We start from the raw sequence: 22,211 nt of genomic DNA, 5'->3' as shown, positions 1-22,211 counted from the left end.
GCGCTCCTGACCCCCAGCAACCTGTTGCTACCGGCTTACTGCGCACTACCTCTCGTAACCGGTTACCGTCCGCCGCCCGCCGGCCCACCCACGCGCTACCCGTAACCGATGCCGATTACCGGCCGTCATCCTCCACGATCGGCGACACGCTTATGCGTACGGTCGCCCTCGGTCGGCGTGAACCGTCCCGGCGGCGTCGTCCGCCAAGCGGATGAGTTCGGGCAGCGGCAGGGATCCCGGTGCCTTCCGCTCTCGCGCGAAGTCGTTCGCAAGCCGTTGCAGCAATTCGTTCAGCGGGGTCGGCACGCCGTGCAGGCGGCCGAGGAGCGCAATTTCGCCGTTGAGATAGTCGGCCTCGATGCTGCCCGCGCCCCGGCTGAGGGACTGCCAGGAGGAGCCGCCGCCGCGCGGGGCGCCGTCGAGGGGGACGAGGGTGACCTTGTCGCCGCGGGCCGCCCGCTGTTCCTCCGCGCCTGTGTACGCGATGCCGGCTGCGTCGAGCACGGCCGCGCCTTCCGCCCGTATCCGCTCGAACAGCGCCTCGGCGGACGGGTCGGCGACCGGTCCGCTCACCGCTTCGAGCGCGTTGCCGAGATTGGACAGCAGCTTGGCGTACTGCCAGCGTGCGACGTCCGGAACGACCGGCGCCTCGAAGTGCGCCTGATCCAGGTCGGCGGCGATGCGGCGAGCCGTGTCGTCGGCGCCGTGCGGGTAGCGGCCGAGGTGAAGGATGCCGGTGAGCGGGGTGCCGGCGGCGGAGACGACGCCGGGTTCCATGTGGGTCGAGGGCAGCCAGACGCAGACGGCGTAGACGTGACGGAAGCGGCGCAGGGCCAGCCGCGGGCTTTCCACTCCGTTCTGGGCGCAGACCAGCGGCAGTCGTTCGGCCGCCGCGCCGCCGCCCGCGACCGGGGCCGGCCCCCAGGCCTGGAGCGCCGCCTCGCTGTCCTGGGTCTTGACGGCGAGGACGAGGACGTCGTCGGCTCGCAGTGTGCCGAGTTCGTCCGGTCCGGCGACCACGGGCAGCCGGTGCGTCAGCTCACCCTCCGGCACCCTGAGTCGTAGTCCGCCCTCAGCGAGCGCCGTCCGGTGCGCGCCGCGCGCGACCAGCACGACCTCCTGTCCGGACTCCGCGAGCCGCCCGCCGACCGTTCCGCCGATCGCCCCTGCCCCGATGATGATGTAGCGCATGGGACGAGCCTCGCACAGCCCTGCCCACGCAGGCGACGCGGTTCGCTGCACGGCTCGCCCACCCGACTCTGGGGCACGTATTCGTCCATGGGGGCGTTTGACATCTCGTCACCGTAACGGCGTGGAACCGCTTTCCCCTCACACACATGAGAGCTGGGGGCCTGCGTCAGCCCGGCTCCGGGACCCGCTGCCCACTACCCGCTGCACTGCCACTGCCACCAACCCCCAGGCGCGCGCTGTGAGATGCGGCGATTCCGCCCCGCTCACCCAGGGAGCCCCCGCCCGTACCCGTAGTCACCGTCGCCAAGAGACGCCGGACCACCGAACCACCGACAGCTCACCGGACTTCCGAATACGGATCACAGAACTGCCGACACGGCTCACCGGACCACCGGACCACCGGACCACCGGACCACCGGACCACCGGACCACCGGACCACCGGACCACCGGACCACCGGACCACCGGACCACCGGACCACCGGACCACCGGACCAACGGACCACCGGGGGCGGCTCACCGTCCCGCGATCGTCAAACCTGCGTCATCTCCACCAGTTTGACGACGGTGTTCCAGTTCCGGGTGGTGGCGATGAGGCCCTTGTTCAGGCGGGGCTTGGCGAGTTGTTCGGCGAGTTTGGAGCGGCCCAGTCCGTCGGGGGCGTACAGGTACAGGACGCGGTCGCCGAGCCGGAAGTCCTCGGGGAGGTATGCGGCGCGGTCGATGCCGGCGTAGCGCTCTTCGTCGAGGGGTGCGGAGCAGTAGGTGACGTGGAGCTGTTTGGCCGTCAGCTCGGCGGCTGGAAACGGGCAAGCGTCAGCAACCGATTTCAGATAGGCGTGGTCGCGGACGATCACGTCGACGGCGAAGCCGAACCGTTTCTCGATCGCCGCCGTGAGATCGGCTGCGAGGATCTCCTCGTCGCCGTGCGCGCTGGAGAACACGGCCTGGCCGCTCTGCAGGTAGGTACGCACATCGCCGTGCCCGAGCCCCTCGAGCAGGGTGCGCAGGTCGGCCATCGGGACCTTTCTGCTGCCGCCCACGTTGATGCCTCGGAGCAGGGCCGCGTACGTCGTCGTCATCCGCCCACCATAGGCGGCCGTCGTGCCCCGTGGGGGTGGGCACGACGGCCGCGGCCGGGGTGGGGAACCGGAAGGAAACTCTGACCGATCGAGGGGGCGCGGATCAACACCTGGCGCACTTCTCCACAGGTCTGTGACTTGTTCAACAAACTTGCGTAATGCCCGTCCCTCACCCCGCGGTCGACTTCACCCTGACGGCTGCCCCCGAGACCGCCGGATAGATGTAAGGGGTCGCTGTCCTCCCCAGCGGTGAGACGACGGGGTCCGACGGGAGGACTCGTGCGCGCGGCACTTCACCGGACAGCACGAGGAGATGGCTTTATCCGAGGCATACCTTCGAATCGAAAGGTGGCGGCAGGGGCTGTCACCGCATCACAAGGGGGCAGGCCCGTCATGGTGAACGGAGAAATACGGGTGCGGGGCGTCGCCGCGCGGGCCGGCGGCTGGAGTGCCCGGCACCGATGGGCCGCGGTGGGCGTCTGGGTGCTGTTCGTCGTCCTGGCCATGGGGATCGGGTCGGCCGCGGGCACGGTCGACGTCAAGGAGAGCGATCAGCTCGGGGGCGAGACCCGGACGGCGGCCAGGATCGTCGAGGAATCCGGTATCGACGAGCCGGCCGGTGAGACGGTCCTCGTCCAGTCGAAGGACGGCTCCGTCAAGGCCACCGACGCGGAGTTCAGGGCCGCCGTCGCGGCGGTCGTCGGGGCCGTCGGCAAGACCGGCGAGGTCACCGACGTGAAGTCGCCGTACGACACGAAGACGATTTCCAAGGACGGCCGCAGCGCGCTCGTCCAGTTCGACATGCGCGGCGACTCCGACACCGCCGGCGACCGGGTCGAGCCGGTGCTCAAGGCCGTGGACGGCGTTCGGAAGGAGCACTCCTCACTGCGGATCGAGGAGATCGGCGGCGCCAGCATGGCGAAGACGTTCGACGACGCGTTCGGCGACGACTTCCAGCAGGCGGAGCTCTCCGCGGTGCCGGTGGCGCTGGGCATCCTGCTGATCGCCTTCGGCGCGCTGGTCGCGGCGCTGCTGCCGGTGGCCCTGGCGATCACCGCGATCATGGCCACGACGGGTCTGATGAGCATCGTCAGCCACTTCCAGCCGATGGACGACACCGCCAGTTCCGTGATGCTGCTGGTCGGTCTGGCCGTGGGCGTCGACTACTGCCTGTTCTACCTGCGCCGTGAGCGCGAGGAGCGGGCGGCGGGACGTGACCCGGAAACCGCTCTCAGGATCGCCGCCGCCACCAGCGGCCGTGCCGTGATCGTCTCCGGAGTCACCGTGTGCGTGGCCATGGCGGGGATGCTCTTCACCGGGCTCGCCACGTTCGAGGCGATGGGCCTGGCCTCCCTGATGGTGGTCGCGGTCGCCATGGTCGGTTCGGTGACCGTGCTCCCGGCGCTGCTGTCGCTGCTCGGCGAGCGGGTGGAAAAGGGCCGGATTCCGTTTCTGCACCCCGACCGGCGTCGTCGGAAGCCGGGCCGCAGGCAGAGCGACGAGGGCAGCCGTTTCTGGAGCGCGGTGCTGAAGGTCGTCCTCGCCAAGCCCGCCGTCTCGCTGGTCGTGGCGGCCGGCGCGCTGCTCGCCATCGCGGCTCCGGCGGTCGGCATGAAGACCCAGAACCTCACCCTGGACCAGGAGTTCGGGGACTCGCTGCCCATCGTGCAGACCTACAACCGGGTCAACGAAGCCTTCCCGGGCGGTACCGAGCCGGCCGAGGTCATCGTCAAGGCTCACGACATCAACGCCCCGGAGGTGAAGGCGGCGCTGGAGCAGTTCAGGCAGCAGGCCGTCAGCTCGGGCGCCTCGCGCGGCCCGGTCGAGATCAAGCTGCACGACGCGCAGAACGTGGCGTACGTGTACGTGCCGCTGGTCGGCGGCTCGGACCTGGACAAGGCGGGTGCGAGCCTGGACAAGCTGCGCGACGAGGTGCGACCGGCCACGCTGGGCAAGGTCGACGGCGTGCAGGCTCCGATCACCGGGCAGGTGGCGGGTTCGAAGGACTTCAACGACCAGTTGGCCGGAGCCGTCGCTCCCGTGTTCGCATTCGTCGTGCTCTTCGCCTTCCTTCTGATGCTGCTGTCGTTCCGTTCACTGACGGTCGCGATCACCTCGATCGTGCTCAATCTGCTGTCGGTGGGCGCTGCCTACGGCATCCTCGTGGCCGTCTTCCAGCACGGCTGGGGCGCGTCCCTGGTGGGGGCGGAGGGCGTCGGCGCCATCATCACCTGGCTGCCGCTGTTCCTCTTCGTGATCCTGTTCGGCCTGTCGATGGACTACCACGTGTTCGTGGTCTCGCGGATCCGTGAGGCGCGTCTGCGGGGTCGTACGACGAACGAGGCCATCCGGCACGGCGTGGTCACCACGGCGGGGGTGGTCACCAGTGCCGCCGTCATCATGGTCGCCGTGTTCGCGATCTTCGGCACCCTGTCCATGCAGTCCATGAAGCAGATGGGCGTGGGCCTGGCGGCGGCGGTCCTGATCGACGCGACGATCATCCGGGGCGTGCTGCTGCCGGCCGTGATGGCGCTGCTCGGTGAGCGCAACTGGTATCTGCCGAAGTGGCTGCGGTGGCTGCCCGACCTCACCCACGACGAGGCGTCGGAGGCGATTGCTCCGGTGGCCCGGGACGACGAGGGCGAGCGACTGAGGGTCTGACCCTGCCGAAGCCCCATGAGCCGAGGGCTCGTCGATTCCACAGAGGAGTCGACGAGCCCTTAATGACGTTCCCGAGCGGCATTGTTGACGCAGTGTCGCTCACACCGTCGACTTGAGACCCCCGCAAACCCACCAAACCACCGACCCGCCAAACCACCGACCCACCAACCCACCGACCCACCAACCCGCCGACGCGCCGGGCCAACAGCCCGTCAGTCCGCCGATTCGCCGGGTCGTTCATCTGCCCGTTGGTTCACCTGCCGGTTCGTTCATCCGTCAGTTCGGCGATCCCTCGGCCGGCCGGTTCGTCGGTTCACCGGTTCGTCGGTTCACCGTTTCGTCGGTTCTCCAGTTCGGCCTCGATGAGGTCCGCGGCGCGCCGGGTGCCGCCCTCGTTCGCCATCTCGGCCTGGATCGCCTTGAGTCGACGGGCCACCTCGGCGTCGTCGACGAGGGTCAGGGCGGCCTCCCGGAGGGCTTCGGCCGTCGCCTCCTCCGTCGGGATGTGCCGGGCCACCCCGAGGCCCTGCAGCACGTCGGCGTTGCCGAACTGGTCCACGGCCTGGGGTACGGCGATCATCGGCGTGGCGGTGGCCAGGCCCTCCTGGCTGCCGCCCGCTCCGGCGTGCGTCACGAACAGGTCCGCCTGCCTGAGGATCGCCAACTGCGGGACCCAGGTGTGCACTTCGACGTTGCCGGGGACGACGCCCAGGGCCGCGGGGTCGACACGTGAGCCGATCTGGAGCACGAGTCGCCAGCCGGGCAGCTCCCCGAAGGCCCGCACGCACTCCCGGTAGAAGTCCGGCCGGTCGGTGAACGTCGAGCCCAGCGACACGAGCACGACCTTGTCCGCGTCGGCGGGCCGGGTCCACTCCCCCTCGGCGGCCCGGTCGCCCTGACAGGCGCCGACGAACGTGTACACGCTCTCGTCGACCCGGTCGGCGCAGGGCTGGAGCGCTCTGGGGATCAGCACGAGGGAGCGGGCGGGGCGGCCGGCGAAGCGGTCGGGGTGCTCGGTGATCCCGTTCTCCTCCAGCCAGGCGTGGAAACGGGCGTAGTAGGCCTTTCCCCGCTCTGTCTGCCTCGGCTCGGCCCACATCGGTTCGGCGACCTCCTCCTCGTACCCCTCCCAGGCCACGAGGTTGGGCGAGAGGGAGATCGCGGGGACACCCCACCGGTGGGCGAGGACACGGGCCGGATAGGAGGTGATGTCGTGCAGCACCAGGTCCGGCCGGTCTTCGTCGTAGGCCTCGATCAGCCGGGGCAGTGCCTGGATCGCGTCGGCCAGGAAGGGCTCCACGTGGTCGAGAAGGGTGCTGCCCCAGGCGGCGGGGTCGTCGTCGGGTGAGGGCAGGGTCGAGTGCCATGGCTTGACCTCGGCGCCGGTGGCGGCGACCTTCTCGGCGAAGACGGGCGGGATCGCGTACGTCACCCGGTGCCCGCGTGCGACGAGTTCGCGGATGATTTCCAGACTCGGGTTCACGTGGCCGTGCGCGGCGATGGAGAACATGGCGATATGGGCGGGGCGAGTGGTCATGACATCGACCGTAGACGAGACGAGACGTCTCGTGCAAGATGATTGAGCCTCGGTCCCCGCCGAAGACACGCGAAGACACGAGCGACGCCGAGGCCTCGGTCCGCGCCGACGGCTCACGGATCTCATCGCCTGCCGTGCCGCTCAGCGCTGGTAACGGGCCAGTACCAGGTTGCCGTCCTTCTCCAGGCGCTCGCGCAGTGCGTCGAGGCCGATCGCGCCGCTGTAGTACTCCTGGAAGGCGGGGGTGGCCACCTTGTCCTTCCACTCGGGATAGCCCCGCACCGACTGGGCGGGCGCCGGACGCAGGTGCGCGGCGAGGGCCGTGCCGGTCGCCCAGCCGTCCTTCGCGCCGTGCAGGGCGGGGTCGGAGAGCGCCTGCGTGCCGGTCGGCAGCATCCAGTCGCCCAGCGCGAGGCGCACCGTGTTCTTCGGCCGGAGCAGGAAGTCGATGAACTCCACGGCCTCCTTCTTGTGACGGCTGTCCTCGGCGACCGACAGCGTCTGCGGGCTGACGCCCTGGGTCGGTCCGTCGGCGCCCGCCGGGGCGGGCAGCACCTGCCAGCGGAAGCCCTTCGGCGCCTGCTGCGCGATCTGCTGGCGGTAGGAGAAGCCGAGCGGGACCATCGCGTAGCGGCCACCGAAGAATCCCGGCAGTGTGTCCGAGCCGCCGCTGCCCAGCGTGGTGGGCGACGCGCTGCGATCGGCGCCGATCTGGTCGTGGACGGTGCGCGGGACGACCGCGTCGCCGGCTTCGAAGCGGACGGTGACGTCGCCGTCCGCGTCCCGGTGGAAGAGCTGTCCGCCGGCCGACAGGGACAGGTTGAGGGTGGCGGAGACGGGCTCCTTCAGGGGCCAGGCCACACCGTACTTCCCGTGGCCGCTGAGGCGACGGGTGATCTGACGGAACTCGGGCCAGCTCCAGGGGTGTTCCGGGGTCGGGATCCGCACGCGGGACCGCTTCAGCCAGGTCGCGTTGGCGACGAGGATGCGTGGTTCCTGCAGGAAGGGCACGCCGTAGACACCGTCACCGAACGTCGTCGTCTCCCAACTGCGTTCGGGGATGTCCGACTTGAGGCGGGCCGGCAGCAAGCTCGTGAGGTCGGCGAGACGGCCGCCGTAGGCGAAGTCCGCGAGGTCGTCGGACGCGTCGTGGATGACGTCGGGCGCCTCACCGCCCTCGAAGGCGGTCAGGAGCTGGTCGTGCACACTGTCCCAACTGCCCTGGACATATTCGACCTTGACGTCGTCGTGGGTGGCGTTCCACTGTTTCACCAGTTCCTCGTTGGCCGTGACGGACTCCGCCTGCCAGGCCAGGGACTGGAAACGCAGAGTAACGGGACCGTCGTCGCGCCCGCCGCCGGTGGAACAGCCCGCGAGGAGCAGCAGCACCACGAGGGTGAGCACTCTGGTGCGCATCAGCTCTTCACCGCCCCGGTGAGCATGCCGCCCGTGATCCGCCGCTGGATGAGCGCGAAGACGACCAGCGAGGGCAGCGTGGCGAGGAACGCGGCGGCGGCCAGCGGTCCGAGGTCGGCCGCCCCCTCGGCGCCGATGAAGTGGGTCAGCACGACCGGCAGCGTCTGTTTCTCAGGCGTTTTCAGCAACACCAGCGCGAAGAAGAACTCGTTCCAGGCCGTGATGAACGCGAACAGCGCCGTCGCCACGATGCCGGGTGCGAGCAGCGGCGCGGTCACCGAGACGAGCGTCCGCAGCCTGCCCGCGCCGTCGATCGCGGCCGCCTCCTCCAGTTCGGCGGGGACGGCCCGGACGTATCCGACGAGCATCCACAGCGCGAACGGCAGGGACCACACCACGTACACCATCACCAGTCCCGGTACGGAATCGATCAGCCGCAGTTCCTTCAGCACGAGGAACAGCGGGATGATCACCAGCACGAACGGGAACGCCTGGCTGACCACCACCCACCCGGACGCGGCCCGCGCGAGCCGGGTGCGCCGGCGGGCCATGACGTACGCCGTCGGCGTGGCGATCGCGACGGCGATCGCGGCGGCGCTCAGGGCGGCGGCCAGCGAGTTGAACGCGGCGTGCAGCAGCGGCTGTTCGTCGAAGGCCTGGCGGAAGTTGGCGAGGGTGGGGTCCTTCGGGATCCAGGTGGGGTGCAGGCTGCCCAGTTCGCGCGGCGGCTTGAACGCGACGGAGAGCAGCCACAGGAACGGGAAGACGAGAAAGGCGAGGTAGGCGAGCAGCGCCGTGTACTGGCCGGCGCGGGCCGCGGGGCGGGTCCTCATCCTCCGTCGCCTCCCCTGATCCGGCCCACCAGGAAGAGGGCCAGGAACACCGAGACCACCGCGACCATCACGCAGCCCATCGCCGCCGCGTAACCGAACTGGCCGTAGCGGAAGGCCTCTTCGTAGGCGAAGAGCATGGGCAGCCGGGTGCGTCCGCCGGGCCCGCCGTTGGTCAGCACGTATACCAGGGCGAAGCTGTTGAAGTTCCAGATGAAGTCGAGCGCCGTGATGGCGAGCGCGACCGGTCTGAGCGCGGGCCAGGTGACGGCCCGGAAGCGGCGCCAGGCGCCCGCTCCGTCCACGGCGGCCGCCTCGTGCAGTTCCGGCGGGGTGTTCTGCAGGCCGGCGAGCAGGGTGACCGTCGTCTGCGGCATACCGGCCCACACGCCCACGACGACCACCGCCGGCAACGCGGTCGTGAGACCGCTGAGCCAGTCCCGTCCGTCGCCCAGGCCCAGGTCGTGCAGCGTCTCGTTGAGGATGCCGGCGTCCGGGTTGTAGACGAGCCGCCACATGACGCCGACGACCACCTCGGGCATCGCCCAGGGGACGATGGCCAGGGCGCGGGCCGCCCAGCGCAGCCGCAGGTCCTGGTCGAGCAGCAGGGCGAGGCCGAGCGCCAGGAGGAACTGCAGGGCCGTCACGGCGACCGCCCAGAGCAGTCCGATCCGGAACGACTCCCAGAACAGCGTGTCCCGCAGCAGGTCCGAGAAGTTGAGGGCCCCGATCCATCGGGTGGGCTCGGTGCGGCCCGACTGCGCGTCGGTGAACGCGAGCAGGATGCCGTACAGCAGCGGGCCGACGCTCAGCACCAGGATGGGGACGAGGGCGGGCAGGACGAGGAACCATGCGCCGTGGTCGGCGACGCCGTGCGGCGCTCCGCCGCCGGACGCCGGGCGCACCGGCCGTCTCTTCTCGGTCGCCAACGTCACGAAAACGTCCCCCTTCCCGCGGCTGCGACGGGCTCCGCCATGGTCGTGAAGGTGCTGTACGCCGTCAAGACACCATGCGCGCGGCTCCGTCTGTGCGAATGCGACACTGGCCGTCGGATGGCCGGATCCCGCTGCCGTCCGGTGGGCCGGGCGCGGCAGGGGATGCGGCCGGGCGGAGACGAGAGGGAGGCGGACGATGGACGAGGCACGGGCGCGCGCCGTACTGGCCGCGGCGGGAGTGCTGCCCGGACCGGCGGCCGACGCGCGGCTGCTCGCCCTGGGGGAGAACGCGGTGTTCGCCGCCGGTGATCTGGTGGTGAAGGTGGGGCGCGACGCCGAACTCCTCGGCCGAGCGCGGCGCGAGCTGGACATCGCGGCCTGGCTCGCCGCCGCGGGTGTCCCGGCGGTGCGGGCGGCCGCGCCGGAGCCGCTGATGGCCGAGGGGCTCCCGGTGACCGTGTGGCACCGGCTGCCCGACCCGGTCCGGCCGGCCGAGCCGCGGGATCTGGCCGAACTGCTGCGCCTGGTGCACTCGTTGCCCGTCCCGTCCTTCGGCCTGCCGCCGCGCGACCTGCTGTCCGGGGTCGAGCGCTGGCTGCGGCTCGCGGGTGACGCCGTCGATCCGGCGGACGCGGCGTACCTGCGGGAGCGTCGTGACGGGTTCGCGTCGGCCTCAGCCGCGCTCACCCCGCGGCTGCCGCCGGGTCCGATCCACGGCGACGCGCTGCCCCGCAATGTGCACATCGGGCCCGACGGCCCCGTCCTGGTCGACCTGGAGACCGTCTCCGCCGATCTGCGCGAGCACGACCTGGTGGTGATGGCGCTCTCCCGCGACCGGTACGGCCTGCCCGCCCCGGAATACGACTCCTTCACCGAGGCGTACGGCTGGGACGTGCGGGAGTGGGCGGGCTGCAACGTCCTGCGGGGCGCCCGCGAGACCGCGAGCTGCGCCTGGGTGGCCCAGCACGCGCCCACGAACCCCAAGGCGCTCGCGGAGTTCCGACGCCGGGTGGCGTCGCTGCGGGACGGCGACGAGGGGGTGCGGTGGTATCCGTTCTGATCCGCGTACTGCGGGAGTGGCGCACCACCGCTCGGCCCGGGCGAAGCGCCTCCGGCGCATCCGCCGCCCGGCCCTGGCAGAACGAGCCGGCTCCCACGGCGGCCACTCGTCCCGGGCATGACAGCCCCCGCGCATCCGCCGGAAGGTGATGACGGCGGAACCTGCGGCCGACGGCCGGCCTCGCCGCTCGTCACCCGCCGGGCGACCCGCGCCGCGCACTCGACCCGCACTCGACCCGCCGCAGGCGGCAGCGGGGCCCAGGGCGGCCCATGCCCCGACGCCCTTCACGCCTCACCCTTCGCCCTTCGCCGCTCGCCCAGGGGCATGGCAGCTCGCGACGCGCGGGCTGACGACCGTGAAGACGGTCAGCGGCTCGTGGGCCGGGCGGCAGCACCCGTCAGCTGCTCGTGGACCGGCGCGATGCGGCGAGGCTTGCGGCCGGTGAACCGCCGCGGGACCTGAGCCGGAGCCGTTCGCCGTTCGTCGGCGGTTCGGCGCCGAGCCGTTCGCGGGCCGTACGCGGCCGTTGGTGGGTCGTTGTGGGTCTTGTGGGTCGTTGGTGGGTCGTTCCCGGCGTTCCGAGCGGCAGCCCGGCGCACCGGCGTCGAAGCCGTACCAGGGGAGAGTCCTCCGTCCGCCGGGCGCTGTTCGCGATCCCGGCGCGTGGGCGGAGGTCGGCCTCAGGCGGGCTTCGCGGCCGGCTCGCGCATCGGCCAGGCGCTGTCCACCACCGCGTCCGCGTCGCCCTTGCGGCGCAGGAAACTCTGGAAGTCCGCCGCCCATTCCGCGTACCACTCGATCTGGCGGCGGTGCAGCTCCGCCGGGCCGAGGGAGGCGACCTTGGGGTGGCGGACGGCTATGGCGCAGGCCAGGCGGGCCGCGGCCAGGGCGTCGGCGGAGGCGTCGTGGGCCGACTCCAGGGGGACGCCGTACTCGGCGCAGACCGCTTCGAGGTTGCGCTTGCCGCGCCGGTAGCGGTCGACCGAGCGGTCGATCGTGTACGGGTCGACGACCGGGGCCGGGTCGATTCCGCCCAGGCGGTCGCTCAGGGAGGGCAGGCCGTGGCGGCGCAGCTCGGCGGAGAGAAGCGTGAGGTCGAAGGCGGCGTTGTAGGCCACGACCGGGACGCCGGTGCGCCAGTAGGCGGTGAGGACGTTCGCGATCGCGTCCGCCACCCGGTCGGCGGGGGCGCCCTCGGCGGCGGCGCGCTCGTTGCTGATGCCGTGCACCGCGACCGCGTCGGCCGGGATCTCGACGCCCGGATCCGCGAGCCACTCACGGTGGCCCAGGACCTGCCCGTCCCTGACCTCGATCACGGCTCCCGTGACGATGCGCGCCTCGCGCGGGTCCGTCCCGGTCGTCTCCAGGTCGAAGCCGATCAGCAGCTCCTGGTACCAGGCCATCATGGCCCCCCTTCTCGGTGGTGCTTCCCCCAGTGGTCTCCACCCTCGCATGCGCCACTGACAATCCGAGGATCGCGCTCCGCTGGTGCGGTCACGGCCCGCGTCCGGCCCCGGGGACGGGCCGGGTCGATTCAGGACACCGGCCGCGAATCCGCCCAGGCGAGTTCGAACTCCTCGCGATAGGCGGCGAAAAGTCCGCCTTCACCCACCTCGCCCGACTTGACCACCCGGTTGCCGCCCCGCAGCACCAGCACCGGCGCCTCCATGCCGCGCATCCGCCGCAGATAGGACTGGATCACGGCGATGCCGTCGGTGCCGTCGCCGTCGACGAGGTAGGCGGTGAAGCGGGGCGTCTCGTCGTACACCTGGATCTGGAAGGCCCCCGGGTCGCGCAGCCGGGCGCGGACCCGGCGCATGTGCAGGATGTTCATCTCCACGGCCCGGCTCAGCTCGCCCCGCTTCATGCCGAGTTCGCGCTCGCGGCGTTTGACGGCGCTGGAGGCGGGGTTGAGGAAGAGCAGCCGGACGCGGGCGCCGCCCTCGGCGAGGCGGACCAGCCTGCGGCCGGAGAAGTTCTGCACGAGCAGGTTGAGGCCGATGCCGATGGCGTCGATGCGGCGGGAGCCGTCGAAGATGTCCTCGGCGGGGAACTGGCGCAGCAGCCGCACCCGGTCGGTGTGGACGGCGACCACGTCCGCGTACCGGTCGCCGACCAGGTCCTCCACGGCGTCCACGGGCAGTCTGCGCGCGGAGGGCACGTCACCGCTGGTGCCGAGCATCTCCAGCAGCCGTGCGGAGGCCCGTTCGGCCTGGCTCAGCACCGCCTCGGACAGGGCCCGGTTACGGGAGACGACGTTGCGGGTCACTTCCAGCTCGTCCAGGGCGAGTTCGACGTCCCGGCGGTCGTCGAAGTACGGCTCGAAGCAGGGCCAGTGCTGCACCATCAGCTCGCGCAGCTGGGGCAGGGTGAGGAAGGAGATGACGTTGTCGTCGGCCGGGTCGAGCAGGTAGCCCTTGCGGCGGCTGACCTCGCGCACGGCGACCGCGCGCTGGACCCATTCCTGTCCGGCGGGGCCGGCGGCGGCGACCACCCACTCGTCGCCGTGGACGGGTTCGTAGATGGGCCGCAGCACGGCGGCCACCACGGCGCGCAGGCGCTGTTCGACGAGGTTCAGCCAGATGTAGGCCCGGCCGGCCCGCTGGGCGCGGGTGCGGACCTCGCGCCAGGCGTCGGTGTCCCAGTCCAGCTCCGGTCCGATGGCGTTCGTCTCCATCGGCCGGGCCAGGGACACCGTCCCGGTCGGGACCTCTGCGGAGCTCCCCTCGTGACCCTCGTCACCAGGGGGCAGCTCCAGCCCTCCCGAGCCCACCCGCGCACCGCCTTCCGCTCCCCCGAGCTCTCCCCGTGCCAACGATCAAGGAAGGGTACTCCGGGAGCGGCGGGCGGTGCAGCCGGATGGACAGGTCGTTTCTCAACTACCGTTGTCGGGCTCACCGTTCTGCCCGGCGAGTGCGGCCGGTGTGAGCGGGTTCATGGCGGTGACGTCCCTGGGGACCAGGGAGAAGCCCTGCCAGTGGACCGGCATGGGCTGCTGGTCCTCGTCGCGGGCGATGTGGTGGAAGCCGACGTTCACCCAGGCCACGGGATGGGTGAGGGTCTGTCCGTCCACCCACTTGTCGACGGAGTAACCGTGCAGCGGGGAGCCGCAGTTGCGCACGTTGTTGCTGGCGTACTGCTCGCACTGGTTGTACTGGGTGAAGTAGACGTCGTGCCGGGTGAAGGCGCGTCCGGAGTACTTGGTGGTGGCGCCGGGGACGAACTCGTAGGAGCGGGCGTGGCCGTCCTTGTTCTTGCCGGTGGCGCTGACCACGCGCCACCAGCGCATGTTCTTGGCGTCGCCCGCGAGTTCCTTGGCGACGACGGTGCGCGTGGTCCTGGCGGTCGGGCCCTGCTGTCCGCCGGCGGGCGGGCTGACCACCGAGTCGTACTGCTCCACCTTGGCGGCCGAGTTGCCGTCCAGGCCGAAGTCGAGCCGCCAGAAGACGTTGTGGCTGTGGCTGGTGGCGTAGGCCTTGGCGCCCTTCCCCAGGGGCCAGCCGCGGCCGTCGCCGGCGTCGTAGTCGACGGGCGAGAGGCTGCCGGTGGCGCCGACGTTCATGTTGATCGCGCCGTCGTCGGAGAAGCGCCACTCGGTGATGTACTCGTACCAGCCGACCTTGTTGACGGTGTACACGAGCAGGTCCTTGCCCTGGGCCTGGAAGACCTTGTTGCCCGTGTCGGCCTCCATGCGGTAGGCGTGGCCCCGCGCGCGCGTGGTGGTGCACAGGCCCTTGACGTTGGGGTTGTCGGAGAACGACTCGGGAACCTTGACCGTCTTGATGGTGCCGCCGGGACACTCGGCGGGGGTCATGTTCACCAGGCCGGAGCCGAAGTTGTAGTCGGTGATGTCGTTGTACTCGTTCTTGCCGTCGTCGTACGGCACGTGGATCTGGGCGACCTTGGCGCTGTTGAGGACTCTGATCGGCTTGGTCTCGCCGGGCGGCTGGTAGGAGATCTTCTCCAGGACCAGGCCGGACTTGGCCTCGAAGCGCCAGCACATGCGCCAGGTGGTGCCGGTGGAGAGCTTCTGCTCGATGCGGTAGGCGGCGCTGCAGTCGGCTGCCGCCGCGGGGGCCGCCTTCGGCCGGGCGGCGGCCGGACCGGCGCCGGCTGCCGCGCCGGCGGCGAGGGCGGCCACCGAGAGGCCGACGACGGCTCCCTTGCGGACACGGCTGACGCCCCGCGGCCGGAGGCCGCCGATCGGATCGGGAACGCGCATGAGGACACGACTCCTTTGCCTCCCCGCGCGGGAGACACGTCGGAAAACGGATCTGGGAGGTGGGACTGCGGGTCGGTTCAGCCGGCGAGCCGGGCCACCTTGCGGGTGCTGAGGTCGACGACCAGGGACCGGGTGTCGATCCATGGACCGTTCTTGACCTTCGTCAGCAGGCGCGCGCAGCGGTGCACCCCGCACGTGTCGAGGACGGCGGGTTCGGCGCCCGGCACCGCCCGGTAGACCATGCTGGCGAGCTGCAGCTGGTCCGGGGAGGTGAGCTCCTTGCCGGTGGCGTCCTTGTAGTCCGCCTTGAGGCCCGCGCCGAGCGGGTCGGCGATGAGCAGCTCGGCGGCCTCGGTCTGCTCGGCGGGGCCGAGCGGCGGCTGGACGCCGTGCTGGACGCCGGTGGCCTCGACCTTGCCGGTGTCGAGGTTGACGGTCCTGGTGAGCAGGGTGTCGTTGCGGTAGTCGTAGAACGACACCTCCGCACGCCGCGGGGCGTCCGGTTCGTCCACCTCGTCGGCCCGGGGCTCGGCGAGGTCCACGCCGAGACGCTGGGGGCCGCGGTCGCCGTCCACGTCCTGGGCGGCGTTGAACTGCTGCCGGCTGAGCGCGATCCGCTCCACGCGCGCGGTCTCGTCGTCCGTCAGCGGGTCGCGGCCGTGACCCCTGTCGCCCTCGGCGGGCGCCCCTTCGACGACGCCGGGCGCCACGGCCCCCGCCGCGTCGGCCCGCTGTCCGGCCGCCTGCCCGACGCTCCGTCCGGCGCCCGGCCCTCCCCTGCCGCCTCCCGTGTCGTCCGCCCCCGCCGTGCCCGGCAGGGTGATCCCCACCATCACGGCTGTCGCGGCCACCGCAATGGCCGTCCCCGCCACCACCTTGCCCAGGTGGCGGCGCACCGTAGTGCGCACAATCTCCCCCTACTCCCCCTGATGCGCGGGAGTACGTCTGCCCCACTGGCTCGGCACACGCCATATGTCGGCGTATGCACCGGTCATTTGGTAAGAGGGGCGTAAGTCACAGGTGGTTCCATCACTTTCCTGGAGACTCGAAGCCGAGGCGCCCCCACCGGGGCTCGACACCTGAAAGAGTCGTGTCCATGCAGGTCTGGCCTGGAGAGGCGTATCCACTCGGTGCCACGTACGACGGCGCCGGCACGAACTTCGCGGTCTTCACGGAGGCGGCGGACCGAGTAGAGCTGTGTCTGTTGCACGACGACGGCTCGGAGACGGCGGTGGAACTGCGCGAGAGCGACGCGTTCGTCCGGCACGCGTACGTGCCCGGCATCATGCCGGGGCAGCGCTACGGCTTTCGTGTGCACGGCCCGTACGACCCCGGTCGCGGGCTGCGCTGCAACTCGGCGAAGCTGCTGCTCGACCCGTACGCGAAGGCGATCAGCGGGTCGATCCGCTGGGGCGAGGAGGTGTACGGCTACCACTTCGACGACCCCGAACGGCGCAACGATCTCGACTCCGCGCCCCACACGATGACGTCGGTCGTGGTCAACCCCTACTTCGACTGGGGCGACGACCGCAGGCCGCGCACGGAGTACCACCACACGGTGATCTACGAGGCGCACGTCAAGGGCCTGACGATGCGCCATCCGGGGCTCCCCGAGGAGCTGCGGGGAACCTATGCGGCCCTCGCCCACCCGGCGGTCATCGAACACCTGACGGAGCTGGGGGTGACGGCCCTGGAGATGATGCCGGTCCACCAGTTCGTCAACGACCACCGGCTGGTCGACATGGGCCTGAACAACTACTGGGGCTACAACACGATCGGCTTCTTCGCCCCGCACAACGCGTACGCCTCCTGGGGCGACCGGGGCCAGCAGGTCCTGGAGTTCAAGTCGGCGGTGCGGGCGCTGCACGAGGCGGGCATCGAGGTGATCCTCGACGTGGTCTACAACCACACCGCCGAGGGCAACCACCTGGGCCCCACGCTGTCCTTCAAGGGGATCGACAACCCGTCGTACTACCGGCTGACGGACGACCCGCGCTACTACATGGACACCACGGGGACCGGGAACTCGCTGCTCATGCGGTCCCCGCACGTACTGCAGATGATCATGGACTCGCTGCGGTACTGGGTCCTGGAGATGCATGTCGACGGGTTCCGCTTCGATCTCGCGGCGACCCTGGCCCGCCAGTTCCACGAGGTGGACCGGCTGTCGTCGTTCTTCGACCTGGTCCAGCAGGATCCGGTGGTGTCCCAGGTGAAGCTGATCGCGGAGCCCTGGGACGTGGGCGAGGGCGGCTACCAGGTGGGGAACTTCCCTCCCCTGTGGACCGAGTGGAACGGCAAGTACCGCGACACGGTGCGGGACGTGTGGCGGGGGGAGGCGCGCGCGGTCGGCGAGTTCGCCTCCCGGCTGACCGGTTCCTCCGACCTCTACCAGGACGACGGGCGGCGGCCGCTGGCCTCCATCAACTTCGTCACCTGCCACGACGGCTTCACCCTGCGCGACCTGGTCTCCTACGACGACAAGCACAACGAGGCCAACGGGGAGGACAACCGGGACGGCGAGAGCCACAACCGGTCCTGGAACTGCGGCGTCGAGGGCGAGACCGACGACCCCGAGGTGCTGGGGCTGCGGGCCCGGCAGATGCGCAACTTCATCGCCACGCTGATGCTGTCCCAGGGCGTGCCCATGATCAGCCACGGGGACGAGTTCGGACGCACCCAGCAGGGCAACAACAACGCCTACTGCCAGGACAGCGAGCTCGCCTGGGTCGAGTGGCCCGACGCGGAGGGGCCGGGCGCCGAGCTGCTGGACTTCACCCGCGCGCTGGTGGGGCTGCGCAAGGAGCATCCCGTCTTCCGGCGGCGCCGCTTCTTCCACGGCCGTCCGGTGGAGGGAGCCCACGGCGAGCTGTCGGACATCGCCTGGTTCACGCCCGAGGGCAAGGAGATGGCGTCCCGGGACTGGGACCGGGCGCAGGCGTCCGCGCTGTCGGTGTTCCTCAACGGCAACGCGATCTCCGAACCGGGCGCGCGCGGCGAACGGATCACCGACGACTCCTTCCTGCTGATGTTCAACGCCTCCGCCCGCCCTCTGGAGTTCGTGGTCCCGCTCGACCTGGGACGGCAGTGGCAGGTGGTCGTCGACACGGCGAACCCGCAGGCCCTCGCGCCGGACGCGGGCCCGAAGCTGCAGGCCGGCGCCCGGCTGACGCTGGTGGACCGCAGCATGACGGTGCTGCAGCGGCCGACCTAGGCATCGCCGGCCTCGTCCTCAGGGGGGAGGTCCCGGCCCGTCACGGGGGCCGGGGCCTCCCCTCCGGCGCGGACAGCACCGCGCGCGGGCGGGCGACGGGGCCGACCCGCACGGCGGGGGTGTGACACGAAACGCGACAAGGCGGGTACGTAGGTGGTCATGACCCCTGAGCCACATGACGCCCTCCCTCCCGTGACGCCCACGGCCACCTACCGGCTGCAGCTGCAGCCCGCGTTCCCGTTCGGGGCCGCGGCGGCGGCCGTGCCGTACCTGGCCTCGCTGGGGGTCTCGCACCTGCACCTGTCCCCGGTCCTGGAGGCGGTGCCCGGCTCCCTGCACGGCTACGACGTCGTGGACCCCACGCGCGTGCGCGAGGAGCTGGGCGGGGAGGACGGCCTGCGGGCGCTGGCGCGCACCGCACGCGAGCACGGCCTCGGACTGGTCGTGGACATCGTCCCGAACCACATGGCGATGGCTCCGCGTCACAACCGCGCCCTGTGGGAGGTGCTGCGCGAGGGCCCGGAGTCGCCGTACGCGCGCTGGTTCGACGTCGACTGGGAGGCGCAGGGCGGCCGCATGCTGGTCCCGGTGCTCGGCGGGCCGGTCGGCGCGGAGCTGGAGCACCTGCGCGTCGACGGCGACGTCCTGCGCTACCACGACCATGTGTTCCCGCTCCGCGAGGGCACCGAGAAGCTGCCGTTGCCGCAACTGCTGGACGCGCAGTGGTACCGCCCGGCGTGGTGGCGGCTGGCCCGCACCGAGCTGAACTACCGGCGCTTCTTCAGCGTCTCGGAGCTCATCGGCGTGCGGGTGGAGGACCCCGAGGTGTTCGAGGCCACCCACGGCACGATTCTGCGTCTGGTGCACGAGGGGGTGATCGACGGGCTGCGCGTCGACCACCCCGACGGCCTCGCCGACCCCGACGCCTATCTGGAGCGGCTGCACACGGCCGCCGGCGGCCGTTGGACGGTCGTCGAGAAGATCCTGGCCGACGGGGAGCGGCTGCCCGACTCCTGGCCCGTGGCCGGCACCACCGGCTACGACGCCCTGCGCCGCGTCGACGGCCTCTTCACGGACCCCGAGGGGGCCCGGGAGCTCCTGGAGCACTACCGGCGCTTCGCCGCCCCGCAGGCGGACGGCGGGGGCGACTGGGCGGCCACCGTGCGGCGCGCGGCGTACTCGGTGATCGGCCACGAGCTGGCGGCCGAGACGGACCGGCTGACCCGCACGGCGTCCCGGGCGTGCGCCGACCCGGACGATCCGGCGCTGCGCGACCGGGTGCCCTGGGCGCTGCGCACGGCGCTGACGGAGCTGCTGGTGCGGATGGAGGTCTACCGGCCCTACACCTCGGGCGACCCGGCGGCGGTCGTGACCGAGGAGGCGGCGGCGCAGGCCCGCCGCGCGTTCGCCGTGCCGCAGGAGGCGGACGCGGTCGACGCGGTGCGTGCTCTGGTGCTGGGCGGGGAGGGGCCGAAGGGGGCGGAGCTGCGGGCCCGGTTCGCCCAGACGTCGTCCGCGCTGCGCGCCAAGTCGGTGGAGGACACGGCGTTCTACCGCTATGTGCCGCTGCTGGCGGCCAACGAGGTGGGCGGCGACCCGGGCGACCCGGGGGTGTCGCCGACCGGCTTCCACGGGTACTGCGCGCGCGTGCAGCGCGACTGGCCGGCCACGGGGACGGTCGTGTCGACGCACGACACCAAGCGCAGCGCCGACGTGCGGGCCGCGCTCGCCGTGCTCACCGAGTGCCCGCAGCGCTGGGCGGACCTCCTGGAGCAGGTCGCGGGCGCACCGGAGGACGTTCCCGACCGTCAGGTGGCGTGGGCGGCCTGGCAGACGGTCTTCGGGCTCGGGCCGGCGGCCCCGGAGCGCGTCCAGGAGGCGCTGCTCAAGCACGCGCGCGAGGCGGGGCTCCACACGACCTGGACGGAGCAGGAGCCGTCGTACGAGGAGGCGCTGGCGGCGTTCGTGGCCGCGGGGCCGTGCGGGGCTCCGGGCGAGCGGGTGGCCGCGCTGCGCGACGCGCTGGAGCCGCACATCCGGGCGAACGTGCTGGGCACGGCCCTGGTGCAGCTGACGATGCCGGGCGTGCCGGACGTCTACCAGGGCACGGAGAGCGAGTACTGGGCGCTGGTGGACCCGGACAACCGCCGTCCGGTGACGTTCCCGCCCGAGGATCCGGGCGTCAAGGGCGCGGTGACCGCGGCCGCGCTGCGGTTGCGCCGGCGGCGGCCGGAGGTCTTCGGGGAGTCGGCCTCGTACGAGCCGCTGACCGCCGAAGGGCCGGCCGCGGACCACTGTCTGGCGTTCGCGCGCTCCGGCCGGGTCGTCACGGCCGTGACGCGGCTGTCGCTGCGGCTGGCGCAGGCGGGCGGCTGGCGCGAGGAGCGGTTGGCGCTGCCCCCGGGCCGGTGGGTCGACGCGTTGGCCGAGCAGGACGGCGCCGCGCGGGAGTTCACCGGGCACGCGCGCGTGGCGGAACTGTTCGGCCGACTGCCTGTGGCGCTGCTGGAACGGGTGGAGTGAGCCCGCGTCGGCGTGCGAGAAGAGGGAGGTGAGCTTCGGCGCCGGAGGGGACCGGGCGGGCGCCCGCTGCGCGAGGGACCCCTGCGTCCGCGCGCCACGCCGTACGACGGAGCGGGAGCCCTCCGGCGCGGGCGGCGCGCGCGTCCGAGCGCCCCCCGGAGCCTCCCACGGGCGTTCTTGACAGTTCCCAGCGGCCGTGGGGTACTGCGGGGGCGAAGGCCGGGCGGACGAATACGGGGGTGAGTCTCCTGCCGGAGCTGCGCTACCCCACGGTGACCGAACTGACCACTTCTGCAAGGGCGTTGGCCATGCAGCAACGCGGTGTGTGCCGGCTGCGGCAGGTGGGGGTCTCGCGGGCGGGCCGGCCCCTGCATCTGCTGTCCGTGGGGCATGCCAGGCGGGCCGTGCTGGTCGTCGCCGGCGCCCACGCGAACGAGCCGACCGGGGGGTGCACGCTGCTCGCGCTCGCCGAACGGGTGCTGTACGAGCGGGAGTTGCGGGACGGCACATCCTGGCACTTCCTGCTCTGCGCGGACCCCGACGGCGCGAGCCTGCACGTGACCCCGGCGCCGCGCAGCCTGCTGGAGTACCACCTCGGTTTCTTCCGGCCCGCCGGTCCCGAGCAGCCGGAGTGGTCGCCGGCCGTGCTGCCGCCGGACCGGCTGCCGCCCGAGACGCGCGCGCTGACCCGGGTCATCGACGAGTTGCGGCCCTACCTCCAGGTCACCCTGCACGGCACCGACCTGGGCGGCAGCTGGGTGCAGCTGACGAAGGACATCCCGGGTCTGGCCGAGCCGTTCGCCAAGTCGGCGGCGCAGTTGCACATCCCGGTGGAGACGGGCGCCTCCGACGCCGCGGGCTGGCCCGCGTCCGGGCCCGGCGTGCACGTGATGCCGGCCGCGGGGGCGGAGGCGGCCTACCCGAGCATGCCGGACGACGCACGACACAGCACCTGGTACCACGCGCACCGGTACGGCGGCCTGACGGCCGTGGTGGAGGTGCCGATGTGGGCGAGCGACATGGTGGACGACCCCGCACCGCACCCGGCGCCGGCCGCGGCGATCCGGCGGCTCGCGCGGCGGCTGCTGCGCGACGCGACGGAGGTGGAGCGCGTCCTCGCCGACGCGCTGCCACGACTGGAGGGCGTGGACGGGCCGCTGCTGCGGGCCGCCAAGTGGGCGCTGGAGCTGGTGCCGGGACTCGCCGCGGACTGGACCCACACTCCCCCGGCCGACACGACGATGGCGTACGTCGGCAGCGTCGACGCCTTCGCCCGTCGGCTGCCGCTGCGGGCGGCGGCGATGCTGTGGCGGGTGCTGCAGGAGAGCGACGACCACGCGGCCCCGCACCTCGAGCAGCTCGTGGAGACCTGGAGCGACGCCTTCGCCGACCGCTTCCGGGCCCGCTGGGTGCCCCTGGAGCACCAGGTCGAGCACCAGTCCCGCACGGTCGTCGCGGCGGCCCTGCACGCACGCGACGGCGCGGCCTGACAGCGCGCCCCGACGGCGTGGCCCGACGGCGCGCCCCGGCGGCGCGGCCCGG

General features: G+C 71.9%; 14 protein-coding genes and 1 pseudogene. 5 read left to right on the top strand and 10 right to left on the bottom strand.

What is annotated here, in order from left to right:
• Positions 1-150 precede the first annotated feature (150 nt).
• A complete protein-coding gene (locus tag BG482_RS17750; RefSeq protein ID WP_069770029.1) occupies positions 151-1,191 on the bottom strand; it encodes a ketopantoate reductase family protein in 1,041 nt (346 codons plus the stop codon).
• A gap of 531 nt (positions 1,192-1,722) precedes the next feature.
• The gene (locus tag BG482_RS17745) at positions 1,723-2,271 is read right to left on the bottom strand and encodes a DUF1697 domain-containing protein (RefSeq protein ID WP_069770028.1); all 549 of its coding nucleotides are present in this window, start codon (positions 2,269-2,271) and stop codon (positions 1,723-1,725) included.
• A 393-nt stretch (positions 2,272-2,664) separates the two neighbouring features.
• Between BG482_RS17745 and BG482_RS17740 the strand changes: the two genes are divergently transcribed.
• The gene (locus BG482_RS17740; RefSeq protein ID WP_069770027.1) at positions 2,665-4,932 is read left to right on the top strand and encodes an MMPL family transporter; all 2,268 of its coding nucleotides are present in this window, start codon (positions 2,665-2,667) and stop codon (positions 4,930-4,932) included.
• Between the two features lie 313 nt (positions 4,933-5,245).
• On the opposite strand, the pseudogene mgt reads toward BG482_RS17740, so the two are convergent.
• The 4 genes and pseudogenes from mgt to BG482_RS17720 all read right to left on the bottom strand — a co-directional run bounded on the left by mgt (position 5,246) and on the right by BG482_RS17720 (position 9,650).
• A pseudogene (gene mgt, locus BG482_RS17735) lies at positions 5,246-6,512 on the bottom strand (macrolide-inactivating glycosyltransferase).
• A gap of 98 nt (positions 6,513-6,610) precedes the next feature.
• Positions 6,611-7,885 carry an ABC transporter substrate-binding protein gene (locus tag BG482_RS17730; protein WP_069770025.1) on the bottom strand — a complete coding sequence of 425 codons (1,275 nt, stop codon included), beginning with the start codon at positions 7,883-7,885 and terminating at the stop codon, positions 6,611-6,613.
• The gene (locus tag BG482_RS17725) at positions 7,885-8,718 is read right to left on the bottom strand and encodes a carbohydrate ABC transporter permease (RefSeq protein ID WP_069770024.1); all 834 of its coding nucleotides are present in this window, start codon (positions 8,716-8,718) and stop codon (positions 7,885-7,887) included. The genes BG482_RS17730 and BG482_RS17725 overlap by 1 nt, the downstream gene beginning before the upstream one ends.
• Positions 8,715-9,650: a carbohydrate ABC transporter permease gene (locus tag BG482_RS17720; protein WP_069770023.1), complete on the bottom strand. Its 936-nt coding sequence runs from the start codon at positions 9,648-9,650 to the stop codon at positions 8,715-8,717. Before BG482_RS17720 ends, BG482_RS17725 begins: the two co-directional genes overlap by 4 nt.
• A gap of 196 nt (positions 9,651-9,846) precedes the next feature.
• On the opposite strand from BG482_RS17720, the gene BG482_RS17715 reads away from it, so the two are divergent.
• Complete coding sequence (locus tag BG482_RS17715) at positions 9,847-10,710, top strand: phosphotransferase enzyme family protein (protein WP_069770022.1); 864 nt, start codon at positions 9,847-9,849, stop codon at positions 10,708-10,710.
• A 680-nt stretch (positions 10,711-11,390) separates the two neighbouring features.
• On the opposite strand, the gene BG482_RS17710 is transcribed toward BG482_RS17715, so the two are convergent.
• The 4 genes from BG482_RS17710 to BG482_RS17695 form a co-directional block, all read right to left on the bottom strand.
• The gene (locus tag BG482_RS17710; protein WP_069770113.1) at positions 11,391-12,113 is read right to left on the bottom strand and encodes a 3'-5' exonuclease; all 723 of its coding nucleotides are present in this window, start codon (positions 12,111-12,113) and stop codon (positions 11,391-11,393) included.
• A gap of 131 nt (positions 12,114-12,244) precedes the next feature.
• A complete protein-coding gene (locus BG482_RS17705) occupies positions 12,245-13,483 on the bottom strand; it encodes an SAV2148 family HEPN domain-containing protein (RefSeq protein WP_069770021.1) in 1,239 nt (412 codons plus the stop codon).
• A gap of 102 nt (positions 13,484-13,585) precedes the next feature.
• Positions 13,586-14,932 (bottom strand): copper amine oxidase, encoded by a 1,347-nt coding sequence (locus tag BG482_RS17700; RefSeq protein ID WP_069770020.1) that lies wholly within the window; start codon positions 14,930-14,932, stop codon positions 13,586-13,588.
• Between the two features lie 77 nt (positions 14,933-15,009).
• Entirely contained in the window at positions 15,010-15,840 is an 831-nt protein-coding gene (locus tag BG482_RS17695; RefSeq protein ID WP_069770019.1) for a Tat pathway signal sequence domain protein, read from the bottom strand.
• 188 nt (positions 15,841-16,028) lie between these two features.
• Between BG482_RS17695 and glgX the strand changes: the two genes are divergently transcribed.
• The 3 genes from glgX to BG482_RS17680 all read left to right on the top strand — a co-directional run bounded on the left by glgX (position 16,029) and on the right by BG482_RS17680 (position 22,159).
• Complete coding sequence (glgX, locus tag BG482_RS17690) at positions 16,029-18,146, top strand: glycogen debranching protein GlgX (RefSeq protein WP_069770018.1); 2,118 nt, start codon at positions 16,029-16,031, stop codon at positions 18,144-18,146.
• A 159-nt stretch (positions 18,147-18,305) separates the two neighbouring features.
• Positions 18,306-20,669 carry a malto-oligosyltrehalose synthase gene (treY, locus tag BG482_RS17685; RefSeq protein ID WP_069770017.1) on the top strand — a complete coding sequence of 788 codons (2,364 nt, stop codon included), beginning with the start codon at positions 18,306-18,308 and terminating at the stop codon, positions 20,667-20,669.
• A 239-nt stretch (positions 20,670-20,908) separates the two neighbouring features.
• Positions 20,909-22,159, top strand: coding sequence for a M14 family zinc carboxypeptidase (locus tag BG482_RS17680; RefSeq protein ID WP_069770016.1), 1,251 nt, complete (start codon positions 20,909-20,911; stop codon positions 22,157-22,159).
• Positions 22,160-22,211: the final 52 nt, after the last annotated feature.

Origin of the sequence: Streptomyces sp. LUP30 (assembly GCF_001746365.1) — a bacterium.
In the GTDB taxonomy this organism is placed as follows: domain Bacteria; phylum Actinomycetota; class Actinomycetes; order Streptomycetales; family Streptomycetaceae; genus Streptomyces.
This window is presented reverse-complemented; position numbering and strand designations above follow the sequence as displayed.

What these genes read in the sequence shown, in the direction of transcription:
- BG482_RS17710 (WP_069770113.1), bottom strand. Translation starts at nt 12,113, where the DNA reads ATGGCCTGGTACCAGGAGCTGCTGATCGGCTTCGACCTGGAGACGACC.
- BG482_RS17715 (WP_069770022.1), top strand. Translation starts at nt 9,847, where the DNA reads ATGGACGAGGCACGGGCGCGCGCCGTACTGGCCGCGGCGGGAGTGCTG.
- treY (WP_069770017.1), top strand. Translation starts at nt 18,306, where the DNA reads ATGACCCCTGAGCCACATGACGCCCTCCCTCCCGTGACGCCCACGGCC.
- BG482_RS17745 (WP_069770028.1), bottom strand. Translation starts at nt 2,271, where the DNA reads ATGACGACGACGTACGCGGCCCTGCTCCGAGGCATCAACGTGGGCGGC.
- BG482_RS17750 (WP_069770029.1), bottom strand. Translation starts at nt 1,191, where the DNA reads ATGCGCTACATCATCATCGGGGCAGGGGCGATCGGCGGAACGGTCGGC.
- BG482_RS17730 (WP_069770025.1), bottom strand. Translation starts at nt 7,885, where the DNA reads ATGCGCACCAGAGTGCTCACCCTCGTGGTGCTGCTGCTCCTCGCGGGC.
- glgX (WP_069770018.1), top strand. Translation starts at nt 16,029, where the DNA reads ATGCAGGTCTGGCCTGGAGAGGCGTATCCACTCGGTGCCACGTACGAC.
- BG482_RS17740 (WP_069770027.1), top strand. Translation starts at nt 2,665, where the DNA reads ATGGTGAACGGAGAAATACGGGTGCGGGGCGTCGCCGCGCGGGCCGGC.
- BG482_RS17700 (WP_069770020.1), bottom strand. Translation starts at nt 14,932, where the DNA reads ATGCGCGTTCCCGATCCGATCGGCGGCCTCCGGCCGCGGGGCGTCAGC.
- BG482_RS17725 (WP_069770024.1), bottom strand. Translation starts at nt 8,718, where the DNA reads ATGAGGACCCGCCCCGCGGCCCGCGCCGGCCAGTACACGGCGCTGCTC.